Source organism: Crossiella sp. S99.2, assembly GCF_023094165.1.
GTDB lineage: Bacteria > Actinomycetota > Actinomycetes > Mycobacteriales > Pseudonocardiaceae > Crossiella.
In genome coordinates this window covers 266291-288501 of record NZ_JALMDK010000012.1, presented here as the reverse complement: position 1 = coordinate 288501, position 22211 = coordinate 266291, and the positions used below count along the sequence as shown (strand labels likewise).

Below are 22211 nucleotides of genomic sequence, written 5' to 3'. Positions count from 1 at the left end.
GAACACACGCACACCGCACAACCACCAGCCGCAGAGGCCGACAGTTGTTCCGGGGCTTGATTGTCCTGGAAGCTTTTGTTGCTAGATCTTGCTGCGGTCGCCCACTCTACCACCTTACGGCGGGAGCTTGGTTCGCGGCCCTGGCCTGCGCTCCGTTCCCCGGTCTTTCTGGGGCCGTTCCGCGCTGGCAGAGAGAAAGTTACGCTCGGGCGAATGCGAAGTCAAATCGGCTGTTCAGCCGGGGAAAAGGCCAGGTCAGCGGGTTGCCGCCAAGTCGATCTCGGGCTCATCCCGGAGATCGGGTTGTAGTGGCCCCGGCCACATTCCGGTCATCTGCCGAGGTGGGCGGGGTCTGGGCGGCGGGCAACGCCTTCTCGAAGGGCAGCGGACCGATGGTGAGCGGGTCCGCGCGCAGGTCGAACAGCGGCCGGTACCCGGTGCGCAGGTACAGCGCCCGCGCCTCCGGCTGCCGGGGACCGGTGGTCAGGTAGATCCGCCGGTACCCGCGCCGCCCGGCCTCGCGCTCCAGCTCGGCCACCACCGCTCTGGCCAGGCCACGGCGCCGGTGCCCGATGTGCGTCCAGATCCGCTTCAACTCCGCCGTCCGGCTGTCATACCTGCGGAACGCGCCGCCGGCCACTGCCTGGTCACCCTCGATGAGCAGCAGGAACGCGCCGCTCGGCGGGCTGAACTCGCTGTCCGGGAACCGCGTCATCTCGTCGATCTCGCCGTACTTGGCCCGGTAGTCGGCGTCGAGCTGGCTGAGCAGCAGTTCCGCTCTCGGGTCCCGGACCGCGACGTAGTGGAAGGCGCCGGGTGGGAAATCCGGCACGTCAGGCCGGCACCGCGAGTTTGGCCGCGTCCCGCTTGGCGACCTCTTCACGCACGATCGGGATGACGTAGCGCCCGAAGTCGATGGTGTCGTTGAGCATGTCGTAGCCACGGGCGGACAGGATCGTCACGCCGAGGTCGTAGTAGTCGAGCAGCGCCTGGGCGACCGTCTCCGGGGTGCCGACCAGCGCGGTGGAGTTGCCTGCGCCGGAGGTGGCCGCGGCGGTGGGCGTCCACAGCGCCCGGTCGAACCGCTCCCCCTGTGCCGCGACGGCAAGCAGTCGCTGCGAGCCCGCGTTCTGCGGTGCGTCGGTGTGGTGTCGGCGCAGCAGCGCGTTGCCGCCCTCGCGCCGTTGCTTGATCACATCGAGGGTGCGGTATGCCTTCTCCCAGGCGAGTTCCTCGGTCGGCGCGATGATCGGCCGGAAGGCGACCTGGATACGCGGCAGATCGGCGCGACCCGCAGCCCTGGCCGCGGCGTGCACGGCCTGGATCTGCTCGGCGGTCTGCGCGAGCGGCTCGCCCCACAGGCAGTAGATGTCGGCCTCGGCGCCGCCCGCCGCGTAGGCCGCCGGCGAGGAGCCGCCGAAGGAGACGTCCGGCCGGGGCAGCTGGACCGGGAAGACGTCGCTGGCGAAGTCGTCGAACCGGTAGTGCTCGCCGTGGTGGTCGAACGCCTCCCGGGTGGTCCAGATCCGCTTGACGATCTGGATGTACTCCCTGGTCCGGCTGTACCGCTCGTCCTTGGTCAGCCGGTCGCCCTCGCGGCCCTGTTCCCTATCGTTGCCGCCGGTGATGAAGTGCACGGTCAGGCGACCATGCGCCACCTGATCGAGGGTCGCGAAGGTCTTGGCCGCATACGTCGGGTAGGAGACATTCGGCCGGTGGGCCAGCAGGATCTGCAGCGTGTCGAGTTTGGTGGCGACGAAGGCGGCCACCTGCGCTGGATCGGGTGAACCCGAGCCATAAGCGAACAGCACCCGGTCCCAGCCGTGTTCCTCGTGCGCGCGGGCGAGCTTGAGCGTGTACTCCGGGTCGAAGGAGGCGCCGGATCGCGGCGCGGTCTCCGAACCGTCATTGGTGCCACCGATTCCCAGGAACTCCACAGGCATGGTCGGACCTCTCTGGCGCGCGGGCGCTCGCGGCGCGGGCGCGCGGCGTCGACCGGCCGGCACGACCGGTGTTGGCGAAGACGCGTGATGACGGGCGAGGAGCCGATCGGCGCCGGGTCCGGCTGAGGGGTGGACCGCGCGAGCGTGTGCCGACCGGAGAAGGCGGTCAGCTACGACACGAGCTGGACCACACTCGACCGAAGTCGATGTGGTCGCGGGTCACGAGCGGCGGACGCACCAGCACGGGATCCACTGAACCGCAAGGACTTCGCCGCGTCAACAGCTGCCCACAGGGTGGACCCCCGGCCGGGTTTCCTTGACACCGCGCGAGCTGCTGCGCACGATCGAAGTGCCCGGACGCGTTGAGGGGCGCGTCCCGCGTGATGACACCGCCGTATCCGGCGATCCACCCTGCCTGACCTTCTCCCGACGCGCGCCGCCGTGGCCTCGCGTTCCCTCTTCTCGCAAGGAGATCCGGCATGCCGAGGCCAGCTGTGGTCGTCATCGTGGGCGCCGGTCCGAACGGGGCCGGTCTGCTGGAGCGGATCAGCGCCAACCTGGACGCAGCCGCGGAGTTGTGCCCGGGACCGCTGGAGATTCACCTGGTCGATCCCTTTCCGCCTGGCCCCGGACGGGTGTGGCGGCACGCGCAGTCACCACTGCTGCGGATGAACTCGATGGCCGAAGACGTCACGATGTTCACCGACGAGTCAGTGCGATGTCAGGGGCCGGTGCGCCCCGGACCCTCACTCGCCGAGTGGGCGACCGCGGTGCGCGCCGGCGAGATCACCGGCGTCGAGCTTGATGCTGAGCTGATGTCGTTGCGCGGCAATGACTTTCCGACTCGCCAGGTGCAGAGCAAGTATCTGGAGTGGTTCTTCCGTCACACGATCAGGCGACTTCCGGACTCGGTGACGGTGCAGGTGCACGCGACCACGGCCACCGCGGTCACCGGGAACTGCGACCAGACCCAGCAGGTCTGGCTGGCCGACCGGGTGGCGCCGCTGGCCGCGGACGCGGTGGTGCTCGCGCTCGGCCACCTGGACGCCGAGCCCGAGCCGGAACACCGGCGGCTGGCCGCCTTCGCGGTCGAGCACGGGCTGGCCTACCTGCCGCCCGAGTACTCCGCCGACGCCGATCTCTCGGCCATTCCGGCTGGTGAACCGGTTGTCATGCGGGGGTTCGGGCAGGCGTTCATCGACCTGATGGTGTTGCTGACCGAGGGCAGGGGCGGGCGGTTCGAGCCGGTCGGGGACGGTCTGCGGTACCTGCCTTCGGGGCAGGAACCGGTGCTGTACGTCGGCTCGCGGCGCGGAGTTCCCTATCACGCGAAGACCACCTATCGGTTGCAGGGCGAACCACCCGAACTGCCGAAGTTCTTCGACGCCAACACCATTGACGGGCTGCTGGCCCAGCCGGGTCGTCTGGAGTTCCGCCGGGACGTGTGGCCCGCGATGGCCAAGGAGATCGGCTGGGGGTACTACCGGGAGCTGTTCACCGGGCATCCGGACAAGGTAGCGATGGACTGGGCGGAGTTCGCCGAGCGTTTCGCCGAGCTGGAGTTCCTCGGGCAGCGGATGCGGGACCTGGTGGCGCGGGCGGTGCCGGCGACGGCGGACCGGCTGGACCTGGCGACGCTGGACCGGCCACTGCGCGGGATGAGCTTCGACCGGTTCGCCGACCTGGGCGGCTACCTGCACGACTACATCGAGCAGGACCTGGCGCGGCGGTCGGATCCGGCGTTCTCCGCGGATCTCGGCGCATTCCTGGCCCTGCTGTCGGTGTACGGGCAGTTGCCGCGACTCCTGGAAAGCGGGCGGTTGTCGGCGCGTTCGCAGGTCGAGGAGTTCGACGGGTGGTGGGCCGGGTTCTTCAGCTTCTACGCCAGCGGTCCGCCGGGTGACCGCTTGGAGCAGTTGCTGGCGTTGTCCAGGGCCGGGGTCCTGCGGTTCCTCGGGCCGGACATGTGGGTGCGGGCCGATGCCGAGCGCGGGCGGTTCGTGGCGGGCAGCGCCGGGGTCACCGAGGAGCTGACCGCGAGCGGGCTGATCGAGGCGCGGCTGCCCAGGGCGAACGCGCGGCACAGCGCGGCCGAGTTGCTGCGCAGGCTGGTGCGGGACGGCGACGGCGCCGAGGAGGTGCTGGCAGAGGGGGCCTTCGGGCACAACACCGGGCTGTTGCTGGTCCGCGGGGATGACGCCCGGGTGCTGGACCGGGACGGGCGGGCGCACCCACGGCGGTTCGCGTTGGGCGCGCACACCAACGGCCGGTCGGTGGCGGCGTTCGCGCGGCCGCGGACCAACGCGCCTTCCTTCCGCCGCAACGACAACGTGGCCCGGGAGCTGTTGCGGTTCCTGGCGAGTGCGCAGCGGCCGCTGGAGCTGGTGCCGGTTCCGCGCACAGCAGAATCTGAACACGTCTTTGGTGATCTTGCGCGGCGCAATCGTTGCTGATCAGCGTTTCCCAACTCCGTTGAGGTGACGCTACGCAGCCAATTTCGTCGCTGACCCGAGGGACAGGGTGATGATCACGTTGGTCGGACCCGCCCGGAAATCTCGGTAGCGTCCGGAGGCGATGGACGACAACTGGTTCCTGAATCTGGTGCTCGCACCGGCCAGCTATCTGGTGGTCCTGGTGGCCTTCGTGATCGTGCTGCGAAGACTGCTGGGCTTCCGGGTGGGTCTGGTGCGGGCGGTGCTCGCCGCGGTCATCGGGCTGACCCTGATCCCGCCGCTGGCGCGGGTGCTGTTCGAGGCGGACAGCAAGGGCTCGCTGGTCACCGTCTGGATCGGGCTGGCGGTGCTGGTGCCGATGGTGCTGCTCGTGCTGGCCGAGGTGCTGGTGCCGACGGGCTCGGTGCCGGGTCCGGTGGACTGGCTGCGTGGACTGCGGCGCCGGTTCGGGCGCGCGCGGCGGTACTCGCAGATCAGCCGGATCGCGTTCCGGCACGGGCTCAGCCCCTACCTGCGCGGCAGCCGGAGATCGGTGCCGCAGGGGCAGTCCAAGCTGGCCAGATCGCTGTGGCTGGCGCTGGAGGACGGCGGGGTCACGTTCGTGAAGTTCGGGCAGGTGCTCTCCACCCGGCGGGACATCCTGCCGGCGGAGTTCATCACCGAGCTGAGCCGGTTGCAGCACCAGGTCGCCGCGGCGCCGTGGGCCGAGGTCGAGACGGTGCTGCGGGCGGAACTGGGCGCCGCGCCGGAGGAGGTCTTCGCCGAGTTCGACCGGGAACCGCTGGCCGCGGCCTCGATCGCGCAGGTGCACCGGGCCACGCTCCGCTCCGGCGAGCAGGTCGTGGTGAAGGTGCAGCGGCCCGGCATCCGGCCGGTGGTCGAACGCGACCTGGACATCGTCGACCGGCTCGCCCGCACTCTGGAGGCCAGGACCCGCTGGGGCCGGGCACTGGGTGTGGTGGAGCTGGCGAAGGGGTTCGCCGACGCGCTGCGGGAGGAGCTGGACTTCCGGATCGAGGCGCGCAACATGGCCGCGGTGGAGGCTGCCGCCGCGGTGCGTGGCGGCGATCCCGGGATCCGGCTGCCGGTGCTGCACGAACAGCTGTGCAGCACCCGGGTGCTGGTGATGGAACGGCTCGACGGTGTGCCGCTGAGCGGGCGGCTGCCGGTGCGGACCGACCGGGAGGAGCTGGCCAGGGCGTTGCTGCGGTGCCTGCTGCAGCAGGTGATGGTGGACGGTGTCTTCCACGCCGATCCGCATCCGGGCAACATCCTCGCGCTGTCCGACGGCCGGCTCGGACTGCTGGACTTCGGGTCGGTCGGGCGGCTCGACGGTCAGCTGCGGGGCGCGGTGCAGAACCTGTTGCTGGCCATCGACCGCGGCGATCCGGCGGCGATGACCGACGCGCTGCTGGAGGTGGTGAGCCGGCCGGATGAGATCGACGAGCCCGCGCTGGAGCGCGCGGTCGGGCAGTTCATGGCCCGGCACCTGGGTCCGGGCATGCGGCCGGACGTGGAGATGTTCACCGATCTGTTCCGGCTGATCGCCACCTATGACCTGACGGTGCCGCCGGAGGTGGCCGCGGTGTTCCGCGCGCTGGCCACGATGGAAGGCACGCTGGCGGCGTTGGCGCCCGGGTTCAACATCGTGGCGGAGGCGCGTTCCTTCGCCACGGACAAGGTGGGTGCGGCGCTGCGCCCGTCCTCGGTGAAGGAGGCGGCGAGCCAGGAGTTGCTGGCGCTGCTGCCGGTGTTGCGCAGGCTGCCGCGGCGGCTGGAGCGGATCACCGGCGCGCTGGAACGCGGGCGGCTCGGGATGAACGTGCGGTTGTTCGCCGATGAGCGGGATCGGCGAGTGCTGCGCGGGTTCCTGAACCAGGTGCTGCTCACCGTGCTGACCGCGACCACCGGCGTGATGGCGGTGTTGTTGCTGAGCACCACAGCCGGTCCGATGGTGGCCGACGGGATCAGCCTGCTGCACGTGTTCGGCTACAACCTGCTGGTGATCAGCTCGGTGATCGCGTTGCGGGTGCTGTACCTGGTATTCCGGCGAGAGACGTAGGAGGACATTGGTCTGTGACAAAACCATGACGTGCCACGGGCACGGCTGATACATCGCGGATGGACGGTGTAGGCATGCGTCCCTCCTCGACCAGCCCTGCCGCTGCCTGGCGGATCGCACTGTCGGTGCCACTGTTCCTGTTCGCCTTCATAGCCACCTACCTCCAGTTCGTGCGCACCCGTGAGGGTCAACGCTGGGAGAACGAGGTGCTGGCCGCGGGCGGGCGGGGGACGGGGTGGCTGCGCGACCGGAACTCCGGGCTGCTGGAGGTGATGGACGACCGTCCGTTGCTGATCGGCGCGGTGGTCGGCGTAATCCTGGTGGCGCTGGTCGGGCGGCGCTGGTGGGCCGGGCTGGCCGCGGTCGTGGGCATGGGGCTCACGGTGGCCGCCTCCCAGGTGCTGAAGCTGTCGCTGCTGGAGCGGCCGCGGTTGCAGACCGGGCCGTTGCCCTCGCACAACAGCTTCCCGAGCGGTCACGTCAGCCTGGCCATGGCGTTGGTGCTGGCCTTGCTGGTGGTGCTGCCCAGCAGACTTCGGGTGCTGGCGGCGGTGCCGGGCGCGCTGTGGGTGGCGTCGGTGTCGACGGCGACCATGCAGGCGGGCTGGCATCGGCTGAGCGACACGCTCGGCGCCGGTCTGCTCGCGGCCACGGTGTGCTGCCTGGTGGTGGGCCTGTTGCTGGCGCTGGGCAAGGCCCGGCGGGCGGCGTACCGGCCGGGTCCGCTGGGGCTGGCGCTGGGCTGGGTCGCGGCGGTGGTCGCGATCGGCTGGTTCCTGGTGCGGTACAACGACGTGGACGCGACGGCGACGGAGATCGCGATGGCGGCGGCGCAGTCGGCGAGTGTGCTGATCGTGCTGGCGGTCACGGCGCTGCTGCGCTCGGTCGAGCTGCTCGCGCCCGTGGTGGTGCGCGGGGAATCGCCCGCGCCGCCGGTGGTCGAGCCACCGTTGCCGGGTCCGCTGCCGGGGCCGTTGCCTGGGCAGCGTCGGGTGGTCAGCCCGGAGGAGCTGCGCTACTACCGCCAGCAGTTGGTGCCCTGAGCTGAGGCATTGCGTCGCGTGCCGCGTTCCCGGCTGGGGGCGCGGCACGCTGCTGTGCGGGATCAGCGGGCCGGTGGTCGGTGGAGTGCGGGATCAGCGGGTTCGGCGGGCCGGTGGTCGGTGGAGTGCGGGATCAGCGGGTTCGGCGGGCCGGCGGTCGGCGCAGTGCCGCGCTGCGCGAGAACGTGCGGCGACAGCCGAGGCCGACAGCGTGGTGGTGGCGGGCAGCGCCGCGGTGGTGGCGGGCAGCGCCGTGGCGGTGGACCGGGCGAGGGCTCCGCACCTGGTGGTCAGGTGTGGAGCCTCGTTTGTCCGGGTGGGCTTACGGCTTGTACTTGGGTGGGGGCGTGTTGGCTGCGGTGGCGCGGGGCATGACGGTGGTGGAGACCGGGCCGTCCATGACCGCGCCGTGACGCATCAGCCAGGCCGAGACCTCGGTTTTCACCACGGCCAGGGTGGGGCGGCGGCGAGGGTCGGGGTCCAGGGCCGCCGCGAGCAGGTGGCGATGGGCGCTTTGCTGCGGGAGATGGCTGCAGGGCGTGCCCTTGGCGGCGGCCATCAGGGCCGAGACCGGGGTTTCGAAGACGCCTCGGGGTGGGTGGGCGGCCAGGGCGTAGCTGACCGTGGCGGCGAGTTGCCAGGCGTCGGCGGCCGGGGAGGCTGATGCGCCCGCGGCGACCTCGGGGGCGATGAAGTCCGGGGTGCCCATCATCATGCCGGTGGCGGTCAGGGTGCTGTCGCCCTTGGAACGGGCGATGCCGAAGTCGATGAGGTGGGCGGTGCCGCCCTCGTCGAGGACCACGTTCGCCGGTTTGACATCGCGGTGCAGCACGCCCTGGTCATGCGCGTCGGCCAGGGCGCCGGCCATGGTGGCCCACAGGCGGGCGGCGGAGACGTCGTCGATGACGCCGTCGTTGTGCACCGCGTCGGCCAGGGTGCCGCCCTCGATGTACTCCATGACGATGGCCAGGCCGTCGGGTTCCTCGACGACGTCGTAGACCCGGACGCAGTTCGGGTGCCGGACGGCGGCCAGGGCGCGGGCCTCGCGGAGCATGCGTTGCTCGGTCTCGGCGTCGGGGGCGTGCGCCAGTTTCACCGCGACGGTGCGGCCCAGGCTGGTGTCCATGGCGAGCCAGACCTGGCCGAAGCCGCCGGCGCCGAGTTTGCGCAGCCTGCGGAACCGGCCGCCCGCGGGGTGCCAGACGCCGCCGCGGGGCAGCACCGGGGTGGTGCGGGTGGCGCCGGAGGGCATCCGGCCCGCGCCGGCGGCGGCAGCTCCGGCCGCGCCGCCCAGGAAGGCGGGCAGGGGGCCGGGGGTGTTGGCGAGGGCGGCGGCTGGGGCCTTGAGGGTCGGGGGCTTGCCGCTGGCGACCATGGGGGGTCGGAGCGGGGGCCGGCCGGGGGCGTTAGACGGGGCCTGCTGGCCTGCGGCGTTGAGTTGGCCGGCAGGGTTGGGCTGGCCGGAGGCGTTGGGGCCTTGCTGGCCGGAGGCGTTGGGGTGCTGGCCTGCGGCTGTCGCGGGCGGCTGACCGGCGACCAGGGTCGGCGGGGGCTGCTGGCCCGCGGCCGTGGCAGGGGCCTGGTGGCCCGCGATGACCGTGCGCTCCTGGCCGGTGACCACGGTGCGGGGCTCCTGGCCCCGGACGACCGTGGGGGGCTCCTGGCTCCTGACCACGGTGGGCGGCTCCTGGCCTGCGACCCCTGTGGAGTTGCCCTGGCCCGCGACCACTGTGGGCGGGCTCTGGCCGGTGACGACCGTGGGGGGCGCGGGCTGGCCCGCGGAGTGCGGCAGGCCCTGGCGGCCTGGGGCCGGTGCGGGGTGCGGGCGAGGGGCGGGGCGGGGTTGGGGGGACTGGGCTGAGGGGCGGTGGGTGGCGACTGGAGCCGCGGCGGCGTTGGTGGTCACTTTGGTGGCGGGGACCGGTTCGGCCAGGCGGACGGCTGGGTCGATGCGGGTGGGGTTGGGGGGTGCGGTGCTGGGTTTTCTGGGCAGTTGGTTGGACGCCGGGCGTACCGGTTCCGCCAGGGGCTTCGGTTTGGGAGGCGGCAGGGGCTTGCGGGGTTCCAACTGGCGCCTTTCGGCTGGTTCGGGGTCGCGTTCGGAGCGGCTGATCACCGAACGCCGGGGGGAGCCGATCAGCATCACGGCGAAGATGCCCGCGATCGAGGTCGGCAGGAAGCCGAGCCACAGGTGGCCGAGGATGCTGGCGCTCAGCGGGACCGTCAGGACCGCGAGCAGCACGAAGGGCAGGCGGAAGAACAGCCAGGCCGGCCACTTGGGGCCGCGGCGGAAGGCGAGCAGGCTCTGGAAGATCAGGGCCAGCAGGATCAGCACCGGCAGCACGCCGAGCAGGATGATGTAGCCGATGGCGCCCAGCCAGCTGGTCGCGCCGCCCGGGTTGAACAGGGCGTCCGACGCCTCCGGGGCGTTGGCCAGGTACTGGCCCTGGGTGCCCAGCAGGCAGAAGTCGCGGCCGAAGCTGCCCAGGTCGGCGGACAGGCCGCCGATGGGGACGCCGCGGGCGGCGGCGGTGATGATCCGGTCGGTCGCGGTGAACGCCATCCAGGGCAGCACCAGGGTGCCGAGCAGGCCGAACAGAGCGATCGGGATGGTGGTCGCGGGGGTGTACCGGTTGCCGATGCCGTGCCGCAGCAGAGCCACGCACACCGCGCCCAGCGGCGGCAGCAGGCCGAAGACCACGCCGGCGGCGGTGACGGTCCAGGCCCAGTCACCTGGGCAGACCGCGAAGCCGAACAGGCGGTGCAGCGTCGACAACAGCGAGCCGACCAGCTGGACGACCGCGTCCACGAACCCCTCCATCCCCACTTCACCGGAAGCTGACGACATCCACCCTATTAGTCCTTACATCGGGTGTACGTGCCCGCACGCTCCGCGAGTGGGTTTTTCGGGCCTACTTAGCGCACTGGCAACGGAAAAGCCACTGGACTGTGACGTCCGGAGCGATCAACGGCACGCACTCCAAAGAACACGTTGTCCTTCGACCGCTTGACCGTCGCCCGGGTGACATCGCCTACCGGCACCACATGGGTCCACCAGGTGTCCGTGGTCTCCCGCCAGAGGATCTCGTACCCGGCCAGGTCCGGTTCCGGGCCGCGTTGCCAGACCAGCTCGGTGTCGTTGGTCAGGGCCTGGGTGAGGATGCCGACGCCGGTGGGGGTGCCGGGCGCCTGGGCCAGGGACCACAGGGTGGCCAGGTTCACCTTGGCCACGCGGGCGATGTAGTCGAAGTCGCAGAACTCGGGCAGGTCGCCGTACTGCTTGCCGTCCTGCACCCGGACGTCCTGGTGCTGGTGCGCGAAGTCCTCGTTCGGCTCGGTGAAGCGAGCTGCCGGGAAGCCCAGTTCCAGGAACGGGATGTGGTCGCCGCCGCGCAGGTACCGGTCCCTGCGGTGGATCACCCGGACGTTCATGCCGGTGACGTCCTCGCCCGCGACCTGGCGCACGTACCTGGCCAGCTGCCGGGTGGCCGAGTCGTTCTCGCCGCCGACCGAGCGGCGGATGGTGGCCTGCTCGGGGGTCTCCGAGGTGGGCACGCCCTCGGCGAAGAGCCGGACCGTGCGCGGGTCCTTGCTGCCGTCATCGGCCGTGCTGCTGCCCACGATGTCGTTGGTGAACATGCCCTGCACGTCCGCGCCCGCCGCCTTGAGCTGCTTGGCCAGGTGCCGGGAGCCGTGCAGGCCCTGCTCCTCCCCCGCCACCGCGGCGAAAATCACCGTGGCCTCGATGGGCCGCTTGGACATGATCCGGGCCAGTTCCAGCACCACCGCCACGCCCGAGGCGTCGTCGTCAGCGCCGGGGGCGTCGCTGACCGCGTCCATGACATCCGAGGCCCGGGAGTCGTAGTGGCCGGCGACCACGTAGGTGCGCTTGCTGTTGCCGGTGCCGCGCAGGGTGCCGAGCACGTTGGTGATCTTGGTGGGCACCGGGATGCGCGGGTCGGGCGGCTGGATGTAGGACTGGAGTTCCACGGTCAGCCTGCCGCCCGCGGCCGCGGCGTAGCGGTTCAGCTCGGCGAAGAGCCAGTCCCTGGCCGCGCCGATGCCGCGCTTCGGGTCGTCCTGGCTGGACAGGGTGTGCCGGGTGCCGAAGGCGGCGAGGGCGCGCACGGTCGCCTCGATCCGCTTCGGGTCGATCTCCCGAAGCAGGGCCTTCAGTTCCCGGTCAACCGGGCCGCCACCAGCGGCGGAGGTCTCCGGGGCGGCCTGGGCGGCGCCCGCGGGGAAGATCAACGGAGCGGCCGCGGTGGTGAGGGCGGCCGTCAGGAAGGTACGTCGGCTGGGCGACTCAGGGGCCATGCCCACTGTCTAGACAGTCAGGGCGTGACTGTAAATACGCCAAGGGAACCGATTACCGGGGAAGTAGCCGGGGTTCGTTCGCGTTATGTCGAACATGGCCCTGTCTCGTTCTGTTCCGCTGTCCGTGCTCGACCTCGCGACCGTCACCAACGGCTCCTCCGCCTCGGTCGCGTTGCGCAACACCCTCGACCTCGCCGCGCAGACGGAGAAGCTGGGCTATCACCGGTTCTGGCTGGCCGAGCACCACAACATGCCCGGGGTGGCCAGCAGCGCGCCCGCGGTGCTGATCGGCCAGGTCGCCGCGGTCACCAAGACCCTGCGGGTGGGCTCCGGCGGGGTGATGCTGCCCAACCACCCGCCGCTGGTGGTGGCCGAGCAGTTCGGCATGCTGGAGGCGCTCTACCCGGGCCGGATCGACCTGGGCATCGGCCGCGCGCCGGGCACCGACCCGCGGACCGCGCACGCGCTGCGCCGCTCCACCGCGCCGCTGTCCGCCGACGACTTCCCCGAGCAGCTCACCGAGCTGACGCACTACTTCGACGAGATCGGCCCTGGTGCGCCGGAGCCCGCGGTGCGCGCGGTGCCCGCCCCGGGCAACCGCCCGCCGTTGTGGCTGCTGGGTTCCAGTGGCTACTCGGCCCAGCTGGCCGGGCTGATGGGGCTGCCGTTCGCCTTCGCGCACCACTTCAGCGCGGAGAACACGCTGCCCGCGCTGCGGCTCTACCGGGACAACTTCCGGCCCTCGGCCGAGCTGGACCGCCCCTACGCCATGGTCTGCGCCTCGGTGATCGCCGCCGAGAGCGATGAGCAGGCGCGCTGGCTGGCCGGTCCGGGCGGGCTGTCCTTCCTGCGGCTGCGCAGTGACCGTCCCGGGCTGATCCCGACCGCACAGGAGGCCGCGGACTATCCGTACTCGCCGATGGAGCGGGAGTTCGTGGAGGCCAGGCTGGCCAGTCAGATCATCGGCGGGCCGGAGCAGGTGGCCGCCGGGATGGAGAAGCTGCTGGCCGAGACCGCGGCGGACGAGCTGATGGTGACCACCATGGTGGCCGAGCACGCCGACCGGCTGCGGTCCTACGAGCTGGTGGCCAAGATCGCGGGCTGACCGGAGACAAGAGAGAGCCCCGAGGCCGCTGGGGGTCCGGCCTCGGGGCTCTAAGGTCTCATGATCTTGGCGGTGTGAACCACCATCGCGCTGAGACTCAGTAACTATAGCTCGCGGATCGCGGCGGAGCACATCCTCCAATCGAACGGATGGGACGCCGTTCTACTAGTCACATGGAGTGAGTACTTTTCGCCAGTCGGGAGTACTCCGTGAGTTGGGCCACCACGAATCGATGGTCTTCCACCTGCGGCAGTCCGGACACCGTCACCGAACCCACCACGCCGACACCACGCACCGTCACCGGGAACGAACCGCCGTGCGCGGCATAGCTGTCCTGGTCCAGCCGCATGGTCTCCTCGAAGGTGCTGCCCTTGGCCCGGCAGCGCTCGCCGATGAGGAACGAGCTGTGCCCGAACCTGGCCACCACCCTGGCCTTGCGTTCCACCCAGGCGTCGTTGTCCGCGGAGGTGCCGGGCAGCGCGACGTGGAAGAGCCGCTGGCCGTTGCGGTGGATGGCCACCACCACCGGCAGCCCGGCCGCCCGCGCCGCGGCCACCAGCTGGGAGCCGAGTTCCCACGCGGTGTCGTTGTCGAAGCGGTCGAACTGGAGGTCCAGTTCCTGCTCGGTCAGCTCATCCAGGGTCCAGGGGCTGGTCATGCGGTCACCACCACGGGTTCGCGGGTTTCGGCGGACCGCTTGGCCGCCTCGATGATCTCCAGTGCGGCGATCGCCTCGGCCGGCTGGACCGGCAGCGGCGCGTCCTCGCGCAGCGCCGCGACCACCGCGGCGTAGAAGTCCTGGTAAGCGCCGGGCTCGGTCTCCAGCGGGACCGACTCCGCGCCGACGCCGAGCTGTCCCCAGGCCGACTGAACTTCGGTCCCCCAACCCGGTGATCCTGGCCGGCCGCCCGCGGCCATCGCGTCCTCCTGCGGGTCCAGGCCGAACTTGGTGTAGCCGGCCTGGTCGCCGAGCACCCGGAAGCGCGGGCCGAGCTGCGCGGCCAGTGCGCTCATCCACAGGTGCGAGCGGGTCCCGTCCTGGTGGGTCAGCGCGACGAAGGCGTCGTCGTCGACCTGGACGCCTGCGCGGACCTGGCCCATTTCGGCATACACCGAGGTCACCGGCCCGAAAAGCTGGAGCGCCTGGTCGACGAGGTGCGCGCCGAGGTCGAACAGGATGCCGCCGGCCTCCTCCGCGCCGGGCAGCTCGCGCCAGTTGTCCCAGGGGGTCGGCGCCCAGCGCTCGAACCGGGACTCGAACCGGTGCACCCGGCCCAGCCGCCCGTGGTCCAGGAGCTTGCGCAGGGTCAGGAAGTCGTTGTCCCAGCGGCGGTTCTGGAACACGGTGAGCGGCACCCCGGCCGCCGCGGCGCGGGTGGCGAGCAGCCGGGCCTGCTCGGCGCTGGGCGCGAACGGCTTGTCCACCACCACCGGCAGGCCGGCCTCGATCGCGGTCAGGGTGAGCGGCACGTGGGTGCGGTTGGGCGTGGCCACGACCACCAGGTCGAACTCGTCCCTGGCGGCGAAGAGGTCCTCGGCGGAGGTGAGCACCCGGGCTTCCGGATGCCGGGCACGCAGTGCGGACTGGCGTTCCGGGTTGGCGGTGACCACGGCGCTCAGCCGCAGACCGGGGGTGGCGGCGATGAGTGGGGCGTGGAAAACGGCGCCTGCGATGCCGTAGCCCAGCACCCCGACACGCAAGTCGTCTGTGGAGACCATAACCTGATTAAAACAACACTGTTGATTAACGGCAAGGTGTCATGATCTGAAACTGATGTCCGAACCGTCGACCCCGCGACCGCCTGCGAGCGGCGCCAACCTCCGCGCGCTGCGCGGACACAACAGCACGCTCGTGCTCGACCTCATCCGCGGCACCGAGGGCCTGAGCCGGGTGGAGATCGCCCAGCGCACCGGGCTGACCGCGCAGGCGGTGTCCAAGATCGTGGGCAGGCTGATGGAGGAGGGCCTGGTCGCCGAGTCCGGTCAGGCCGCGCCGACCGTGGGCAAACCACGCACGCTGCTACGGCTGCTGCCCGAGGCCCGGTTCGCCCTCGGCGCGCACGTGGACCGGGACGAGCTGCGGTTCGTGCTGGTCGACCTGGCCGGCACGGTGCTGGAACGCCGCCGGGTGCCGATGCCGGCCGAACCCACGCCGGACGTGGTGATCCCGCTGCTCGCCCAGCACGCGCTGAGCATCGTCAACAGCGGTTCGGTGCCCCAGGAACGACTGCTCGGCCTGGGCATCGGCTGCCCAGGCCCGCTGGACCACCACGCCGGGGTCGTGCACCAGGCCACCCACCTGCCGGGCTGGGTGGACGTGCCGCTGCGCGACCGGGTGGCCCGGCTGACCGGGCTGCCGGTGATCCTGGACAAGGACACCAACACCGCGATCGTGGCCGAGGGCTGGCGCGCGGAGGGCCTGGCCGAGGCCGCGCTGGTCTACATCGGCACCGGCATCGGCGCCGGACTGGTGCTCAACGGCGTGGTGCACCGCGGCAGCCGGACCAACGCCGGCGAGTTCGGGCACACCACCCTGCAGGCCACCGGACCGCACTGCGCGTGCGGGCGGCGCGGCTGCGTGGAGGTGCTCTGCTCCCCCTCCACCGTGCTGGCCAGGGTCCGTCGCAGGCGCGGCACCGGCGGGCCGCCCTCGCCGATAAACCCCGAGGTGCTGCCGGAGTTCCAGCGGCTGTGCGCGGACGCGGCGGCCGGCGACTCGGTGGCACGGGCCGAGCTGACCAGGGCAGCCCGGCTGCTCGGCGGCGCCATCGCGGACCTGGTGAACCTCCTCGACATCGACCAGGTGGTGCTGGCCGGGCGCGCGGTGGAGGCGGGCCGGGAATATTACGTGCGAGAGATCGAGCGCGCGTTGCGCACCCAGATCCGCTCGCCCGAGTGGCAGCCGGTCAAGGTCAGCGTGTCCGATCTGGCGGAGGACCTGGTCGCGGCGGGGGCGGCGATGTTGCTGCTGTCCACCTTCTACGGGCGACAGCAGCTCGGCCAGGCGCGCCGCGGCTGAGCTACTCGGCCGCGGCGTCCTCGGCCTTCTTGTCGCTCTCCCGGCTGCCGTCCAGGTTGATCCCGCGGAAGCTGAGCACCAGCAGCGCGACCGCGCCGAAGAACAACGCGATGTCGGCGACGTTGCCGACGAACCAGCCGTTGTAGTCGATGAAGTCGACCACGTGGCCGCGGGCGAACCCGGGGTCGCGGAAGAGCCGGTCCAGCAGGTGTGTGCTCGCGCCGCCGAGCAGCAGGCCCAGCGCCAGCGCCCAGCCGGTGGAGCGGACTCGCAGCGCGATCCACACCAGCGCGATCACCGCCACGCCGCTGAGGATGGCGAAGACCCAGGTCGACTCGGCGCCCAGGGAGAAGGCCGCGCCCGGGTTGTAGAGCAGCCGGAAGCGGATGAACTCCCCGATCACCGGGATCGGGGCCTGGCCGGTGAGCGCGTCCACCGCCCACAGCTTGGTGAGCTGGTCCAGCACCAGCAGCACCGCGGCCACCAGCAGGATCAGCGGCAGACGGCGGGGCGCGGCGGGGTTCGCGGGCGTGGTCTCGGTGCTCATCACCCGACAGGGTAAGCCGATCGATCGAACTCCGCCGCTCCCAGCTGTCTCCCAGGCCCGGTCCAGGGTTCTCGCACATCCGGCGGCCATACCTGACACCGGTCGCGAGAAACGCGGCCGTGGCGTGGAGGGTTGGTGATCAACATGGGTGGTGCGGCCGTGACCAGGGGCGCCGGACCCCGTGCTGAACGTCCGGCGCGGCAACGGACCGCGAGCGTGGACATCGTGGTGCCGGTGTTCAACGAGGAGAAGGCGTTACCCGGCTGCCTGCACGTGCTGCACGCCTACCTGAGCGCGCACTTCCCGTTCGACTGGACCATCACCGTGGCCGACAACGCCAGCACCGACGGCACCCTCACCGTGGCCAGGCGGCTGGCCGAGGCATCCGCGCGGATCCGGGTGCTGCGACTGGAGGAGAAGGGCCGCGGGCTGGCACTGCGCACCGCGTGGGGCTGGAGCGACGCCGATGTGGTGGTCTACATGGACGTGGACCTCTCCACCGGCCTGGACGCGCTGCTGCCGCTGGTCGCGCCGCTGGTGAACGGGCACTCCGACCTGGCCATCGGCTCGCGACTGGCGGCGGGATCGCGCACGGTGCGCGGGCCACAACGGGAATTGATCTCGCGCGGCTACAACTCGCTGATCCGGCTCGCGCATGGCGCCCGGTTCTCCGACGCGCAGTGCGGGTTCAAGGCGGCGCGGGCCGAGGTGATCCGGCCGCTGCTGGACAAGGTCGCGGACAACTCCTGGTTCTTCGACACCGAACTGCTGTTGCTGGCCGAGCACAACGGGTTGCGGGTGCACGAGGTGCCGGTGGACTGGGTGGAGGACACCGACAGCCGGGTGCGGATCGCGAAGACGGCCTGGGAGGACGTGCGCGGGCTGCTCCGGGTGGCACGGGCCAAGGCGAGGGGAACAGCCACCGTGGACAACCTGCCCCAGCGGCCCGCACCGGCGCCGGTCCACCCGGACGCGGTGCTCGGGCGGCGGGACGGCGGGTTGCTGTGGCAACTGGTGTCCTTCGGGCTGATCGGCGCACTGTCCACTGTGGCCACCGCGGCGCTGTACGCGTTGTTCCGCGGCTGGCTGGATCCGTTGCCGGCCAACCTGTTCGCGCTCACCCTGACCACCATCCTGAACACCGAGGCCAACCGGCGGTTCACCTTCCTCGGCTGGAGCGGGTCGAAACGCCGGGTGCACCTGCAGGGGCTGCTGGTCTTCGCGTTGTACTACGCGCTCACCTCGGGCGCGCTGCTCGCGCTGCACGCCGCCGACCCGGATCCTTCGCGCTGGCTGGAGATCAGCGTGTTGCTGGCCTCCTCGGTGCTGGGCACGGCGGCCCGGTTCGTGGTGCTGCGCAGCTGGATCTTCCGTAATGGCAAGGAGAAATCCGCATGACCAGGACTCGTTGGCGACCGTGGGCGTTGCTCGCGATCTGTGTGCTCGCCGCCGTGCTCTACGGCTGGACGCTCGGCTCGGCGGGCTGGGGCAACGCGTACTACTCGGCCGCGGTGAAGTCGATGTCGCAGAGCTTCACCCATTTCCTGTTCGCCTCCTTCGATCCGGCCGGGGTCGTCACCGTGGACAAGCCGCCGATGGGCCTGTGGCCGCAGGTGCTGTCGGTGTGGATTTTCGGTTACAGTGGCTGGGCGGTGTTGCTGCCGCAGGTGATCGCCGGGGTGGCGGCGGTGTTCCTGTTGCACCGCACGGTGCGACACTGGGCGGGTGAGCATGTCGCACTGCTGGCGGCGCTGGTGTTCGCGCTGACGCCGATCACGGTGGCGATCAACCAGGACAACAACCCGGACACCCTGCTGGTGCTGTTGCTGGTGGCCGCGGCCTACGCGCTCACCAGGGCGGTGCAGCACGGAATCCCGGCCGGCAGCACGACCCGGTGGCTGCTGCTGGCGGCCTTCCTGATCGGCTGCGGGTTCCTGACCAAGATGTTGCAGGCGTGGATCGTGGTGCCGGTGTTCCTGGCCGCGTACCTGGTCGCCGGGATCGGCACGGTGCGGCGACGGATCGCGGATCTTGTTGCGGCGGCGGGAATGCTGGTCGTCTCGTCGTTCTGGTGGGTCGCGGTGGTGGACCTGTGGCCGGGCGAGAAGCCCTACATCGGCGGGTCGACGGACGGGTCCGCGCTGGATCTGGTGCTGGGGTACAACGGTTTGGGGCGGATCTTCGGCCGTGGCGCCGGCGGCGGACCGGGCGGCGGCACGCCGCCACCGGGGGTTGAGGCGCCCAGCGGCATGATGGGTGGCGGTGGGTTCGGTGGCACGGCCGGGCCGTTGCGGATGTTCAACGAGCAGAACGGCGGGCAGATCAGCTGGCTGCTGCCGTTGTGCGCGGTGGTGCTGATTGTGGTCGCGGTGACGGTGTTCCGGCGCGGGGTGAGCGGGCAGGTCCGCGCGGGCTGGGTGCTGTGGGGTGGCTGGTTGCTGGTCACCGGGGCGGTGTTCAGCTTCGCCGAGGGGATCTTCCACCCGTACTACACCACGATGCTGGCGCCCGCGGTGGCGGCGGTGTCGGCGGCGGGCGCGCGGGAGTTGTGGCAGCGGTACCGGGCTCCGGGGTTCCTGTGGTTGTTGCTGCCGTGGGCGGTGGCCGGGACCGCGGTCTGGGCGTTCGCGCTGACCTCACGGGACACCGGCTGGCAGGGGTGGACCCGGTGGGCGGTGGCGGGCATCGGCGGGTTCGCGGTGCTGGCACTGGTGATCGGGCGGCTGCCGCGGGGTGTGCTGGTGCGGCGGCTGGGCGCGGTCGCGGCGGTGGCCGGGTTGTTGCTGACACCCGCGGTGTGGTCGGCGGAGAAGGCGTTCGCGGGCACGGCCGGGGCGATGAACGGGACCAATCCGACCGCGGGACCGGCCACGGCCGGGATGAGTGGCCGGGATGGGCTGCGGCTGGGGCCGGGTGGGCAGGCGCCGGGCGGCGCGTCAGGGGGCGGCCAGCCACCCGGTGGCCCGCAGGGCGGTGCGCAGGTGCCGAATGGCGGTCCGCCGCCCGGTGGCGGACTGCGGCTGGGCACTGGCGGCGGGTTCGGCGGGCGCGGCACCGAGTTGACCGCGGAGCAGCGGAAGATCCTCGACTACGCCAACGCCCACTCCCGCGGCGCGCAGATCGTGCTGGCGGTGGAGGGCGGGTCGATGGGCGCGTCCGCGTTCCTGATCAACAGCGAGGTCACCGTGATCGGCATGGGTGGGTTCTCCGGTGGGGATCCCGCGCCCAGCGTCGATCAGCTGACCCGGTGGAAGGCCGAGGGCAAGCTCGCGTTTGTGCTCAGCGAGGGTCCCGGCGGCCGGGGTGGCCGGGGTGGCGCGACCGGGCGGGCCACCTGGATCGAGCAGAACTGCAAGCTGGTGGATCCGGGTGCGTACGGCGGGACGGCCACCGGGCCGAAGCTGTACTCCTGCCTCACCTGATCGGGGCCATCCAGCAAGCTCCCAGGAAACTCCCAGGTTGGGCGGGAAGACTGGTGGTGTGGACGCCGCTGACTCCTCCCGCCCGGCCCGGGTGCTCGTCGTCGACGACGAGCCCAACATCCTGGAGCTGCTCTCGGCCGCGTTGCGGCTGAGCGGGTTCGAGGTGCACGCCGCGGACACCGGGGCCAGGGCGCTGACCGTGGCGCGCGAGGTGGTGCCGGACATCGTGATCCTGGACGTGATGCTGCCCGATCAGGACGGGTTCACCCTGGCCAGGCGGATGCGGGCGGCCCAGGAACAGCTGCCGGTGCTGTTCCTGACCGCGCGGGACGGGGTGGCCGACCGGATCGCCGGGCTCACCGCGGGCGGCGATGACTACGTGACCAAACCGTTCAGCCTGGAGGAGGTCGTGCTGCGGTTGCGGGCGATCCTGCGGCGCACCAGGGCGGTGGCCGAACCGGCCGGGGTGAACGGGAAACTGCGTTACGCCGATGTGGAGCTGGACGAGGACGCGCACGAGGTACGCCGGGCCGGGACGCTGATCACGTTGTCCCCCACCGAGTTCAACCTGCTCCGCTACCTGATCACCAACGCGGAGAAGGTGGTCAGCAAGGCGCAGATCCTGGACCGGGTGTGGAGCTACGACTTCGACGGGGACGGCCGGATCGTCGAGTCCTACATCAGCTACCTGCGGCGCAAGCTGGACTTCTGCGATCCGCCGTTGATCCACACCATCCGCGGCGTCGGCTACACCCTGCGGCTGCCCAGGTCCGGCGCGCGATGAGGCGGCCACTGACCCTGCGCACCCGGCTGCTGGTGACCATGCTGCTGTTGTCCGGGCTGGGGCTGGCGGTGGTCGCGGTGTCCAGTCAGCTCCTGCTCGCCCGCTCCTTGATGTCCAAAGTGGACGAACAGTTGCAGGGGCTGGCCCGGCCGTTCAGCAACGACCGCCCGCCACCGCGCAACCGGCCGACGGACGGCAGGCCGGAACGGCAGCTGCCCACCGAGGCCAGGGTGCTGTTCTTCAGCGCGGGCGGCGATCTGCGGGACACCCTGGGCAACCTGCCAGGCGACCTCAGCGGACCCGATCTGTCGGGTCTGGACCGCGCCGAGTTGCAACGCCGGACCGACCGGCCGTTCGTGGTGGCGGGCAAGGCCGGTGGCAGCGACTGGCGGGTGCGGGTGATGGTGACCCCCACCGGGGACACCGTGGTCACCGCGCATTCGCTGGCCGGGCTGGACGCCACGCTCAACCAGCTGCTGGTGATCGAACTGGTGGTCGGCGTGCTGGTGCTGGGGCTGATGGCCGCGGCGGCGACCGCGGTGGTGCGCATCGGGTTGCGGCCGCTGAACCGGATCGAGCAGACCGCGCAGGGCATCGCGGGCGGCGAGATCGACCGGCGGGTGCCGGACAGCGATCCGCGCACCGAGACCGGACGGCTGGGCGCGGCGCTGAACGTGATGCTCGGCCGGCTCGGCGACGCGCTGCGCGAACGCGAGCAGTCCGAGGGCAGGCTGCGGTTGTTCGTCGGGGACGCCTCGCACGAGCTGCGCACCCCGCTGACCTCGATCCGCGGTTTCGCCGAGCTGTACCGCAAGGGTGGCGCGCCGGAACGCGCGGACGTGGACCGGATCATGAGCCGGATCGAGGCCGAGGCCAGCCGGATGGGCCTGCTGGTCGACGACCTGCTGCTGCTCGCCCAGCTCGATCAGCAGCGGCACTTCGACTTCGCCGAGCAGGACCTGCTGGTGCTGGCCGGGGACGCCGCGCACGACGCGCGGGCGCACGACCCCGACCGCAAGGTCACCCTGGTGGCCAAGGACGGTCCGGTGCGGGTGCTGGGCGATGAGTACCGGCTGCGCCAGGTGCTGGCCAACCTGGTGACCAACGCGCTGCGGCACACCCCGCCGGGCACCCCGGTGCGGATCACCCTGACCAGGGAATCCGCCGCGGCCCAACGGTCCGCGCCCGCGGCGGCGGCCGGGACCGCGCCGCCGACCGGAGGCGAGGTGGCGGTGCTGGAGGTGGCCGACGACGGGCCGGGCATCCCGCCGGAGCACGCGCCGCACGTCTTCGACCGGTTCTACCGGGCCGATCCGGGGCGCAGCCGGGCCAGGGGCGGTTCGGGGCTGGGGCTGGCGATCACCGCGGCGATCGTGCACGCGCACGGCGGGCGGGTCGAGCTGCACACCGGCCACGGCTCCCGATTCCGGGTACTGCTGCCACTCGCATAAATACTCACTGGCAAAAATTAACCCATCCGGGAAAATGCCATCAGGTGACCTCATTACCACCAGTA

16 protein-coding genes are annotated in these 22211 nt (G+C 71.3%); 9 read left to right on the top strand and 7 right to left on the bottom strand.

From position 1 onward, the window contains the following. Nucleotides 1-286 precede the first annotated feature (286 nt). Both MZC64_RS36745 and MZC64_RS36740 read right to left on the bottom strand, forming a co-directional pair. A complete protein-coding gene (locus MZC64_RS36745) occupies nt 287-832 on the bottom strand; it encodes a GNAT family N-acetyltransferase (protein WP_247759919.1) in 546 nt (181 codons plus the stop codon). Nucleotide 833: 1 nt separating this feature from the next. Beyond that, the gene (locus MZC64_RS36740; protein WP_247759921.1) at nt 834-1943 is read right to left on the bottom strand and encodes an LLM class flavin-dependent oxidoreductase; all 1110 of its coding nucleotides are present in this window, start codon (nt 1941-1943) and stop codon (nt 834-836) included. 479 nt (nt 1944-2422) lie between these two features. On the opposite strand from MZC64_RS36740, the gene MZC64_RS36735 reads away from it, so the two are divergent. From MZC64_RS36735 to MZC64_RS36725, 3 genes are all read left to right on the top strand, one after another. Continuing rightward, nucleotides 2423-4396, top strand: a complete 1974-nt coding sequence (locus MZC64_RS36735; RefSeq protein ID WP_247759923.1) for an FAD/NAD(P)-binding domain-containing protein — start codon at nt 2423-2425, stop codon at nt 4394-4396. 121 nt (nt 4397-4517) lie between these two features. Then, nucleotides 4518-6458 (top strand): AarF/ABC1/UbiB kinase family protein, encoded by a 1941-nt coding sequence (locus tag MZC64_RS36730; RefSeq protein ID WP_247759925.1) that lies wholly within the window; start codon nt 4518-4520, stop codon nt 6456-6458. A 74-nt stretch (nt 6459-6532) separates the two neighbouring features. Further along, entirely contained in the window at nt 6533-7501 is a 969-nt protein-coding gene (locus MZC64_RS36725; protein WP_247759931.1) for a phosphatase PAP2 family protein, read from the top strand. A 322-nt stretch (nt 7502-7823) separates the two neighbouring features. Here the strand turns inward: MZC64_RS36725 and MZC64_RS36720 are convergent, their stop codons facing one another. Both MZC64_RS36720 and MZC64_RS36715 read right to left on the bottom strand, forming a co-directional pair. Continuing rightward, a complete protein-coding gene (locus MZC64_RS36720) occupies nt 7824-10310 on the bottom strand; it encodes a protein kinase (RefSeq protein WP_308301109.1) in 2487 nt (828 codons plus the stop codon). Nucleotides 10311-10417: 107 nt separating this feature from the next. Further along, a complete protein-coding gene (locus MZC64_RS36715; RefSeq protein WP_247759933.1) occupies nt 10418-11818 on the bottom strand; it encodes a M20/M25/M40 family metallo-hydrolase in 1401 nt (466 codons plus the stop codon). A gap of 85 nt (nt 11819-11903) precedes the next feature. On the opposite strand from MZC64_RS36715, the gene MZC64_RS36710 reads away from it, so the two are divergent. Then, nucleotides 11904-12923: an LLM class flavin-dependent oxidoreductase gene (locus MZC64_RS36710; protein WP_247759935.1), complete on the top strand. Its 1020-nt coding sequence runs from the start codon at nt 11904-11906 to the stop codon at nt 12921-12923. 169 nt (nt 12924-13092) lie between these two features. Here MZC64_RS36710 and MZC64_RS36705 read toward each other — a convergent pair whose 3' ends face one another. After that, the gene (locus MZC64_RS36705) at nt 13093-13581 is read right to left on the bottom strand and encodes a heme-degrading domain-containing protein (protein ID WP_247759937.1); all 489 of its coding nucleotides are present in this window, start codon (nt 13579-13581) and stop codon (nt 13093-13095) included. Beyond that, the gene (locus tag MZC64_RS36700) at nt 13578-14642 is read right to left on the bottom strand and encodes a Gfo/Idh/MocA family oxidoreductase (protein ID WP_247759938.1); all 1065 of its coding nucleotides are present in this window, start codon (nt 14640-14642) and stop codon (nt 13578-13580) included. Before MZC64_RS36700 ends, MZC64_RS36705 begins: the two co-directional genes overlap by 4 nt. Before the next feature lie 55 nt (nt 14643-14697). Here MZC64_RS36700 and MZC64_RS36695 point away from each other — a divergent pair, with 55 nt between their 5' ends. Continuing rightward, nucleotides 14698-15942, top strand: coding sequence for an ROK family protein (locus MZC64_RS36695; protein ID WP_247759940.1), 1245 nt, complete (start codon nt 14698-14700; stop codon nt 15940-15942). Nucleotide 15943: 1 nt separating this feature from the next. Here MZC64_RS36695 and lspA read toward each other — a convergent pair whose 3' ends face one another. After that, nucleotides 15944-16489: a signal peptidase II gene (gene lspA, locus MZC64_RS36690; protein WP_247759947.1), complete on the bottom strand. Its 546-nt coding sequence runs from the start codon at nt 16487-16489 to the stop codon at nt 15944-15946. Between the two features lie 144 nt (nt 16490-16633). Between lspA and MZC64_RS36685 the strand changes: the two genes are divergently transcribed. From MZC64_RS36685 to MZC64_RS36670, 4 genes are read left to right on the top strand one after another with little or no spacing between them, the layout of a single operon-like run. Continuing rightward, entirely contained in the window at nt 16634-17887 is a 1254-nt protein-coding gene (locus MZC64_RS36685) for a bifunctional glycosyltransferase family 2/GtrA family protein (protein ID WP_247760844.1), read from the top strand. Then, nucleotides 17884-19911 (top strand): glycosyltransferase family 39 protein, encoded by a 2028-nt coding sequence (locus MZC64_RS36680; protein ID WP_247759948.1) that lies wholly within the window; start codon nt 17884-17886, stop codon nt 19909-19911. The genes MZC64_RS36685 and MZC64_RS36680 overlap by 4 nt, the downstream gene beginning before the upstream one ends. 58 nt (nt 19912-19969) lie before the next feature. Beyond that, nucleotides 19970-20695, top strand: coding sequence for a response regulator transcription factor (locus MZC64_RS36675; RefSeq protein WP_247759953.1), 726 nt, complete (start codon nt 19970-19972; stop codon nt 20693-20695). Then, nucleotides 20692-22146, top strand: a complete 1455-nt coding sequence (locus MZC64_RS36670; RefSeq protein ID WP_247759959.1) for a cell wall metabolism sensor histidine kinase WalK — start codon at nt 20692-20694, stop codon at nt 22144-22146. The genes MZC64_RS36675 and MZC64_RS36670 overlap by 4 nt, the downstream gene beginning before the upstream one ends. Nucleotides 22147-22211 lie beyond the last annotated feature (65 nt).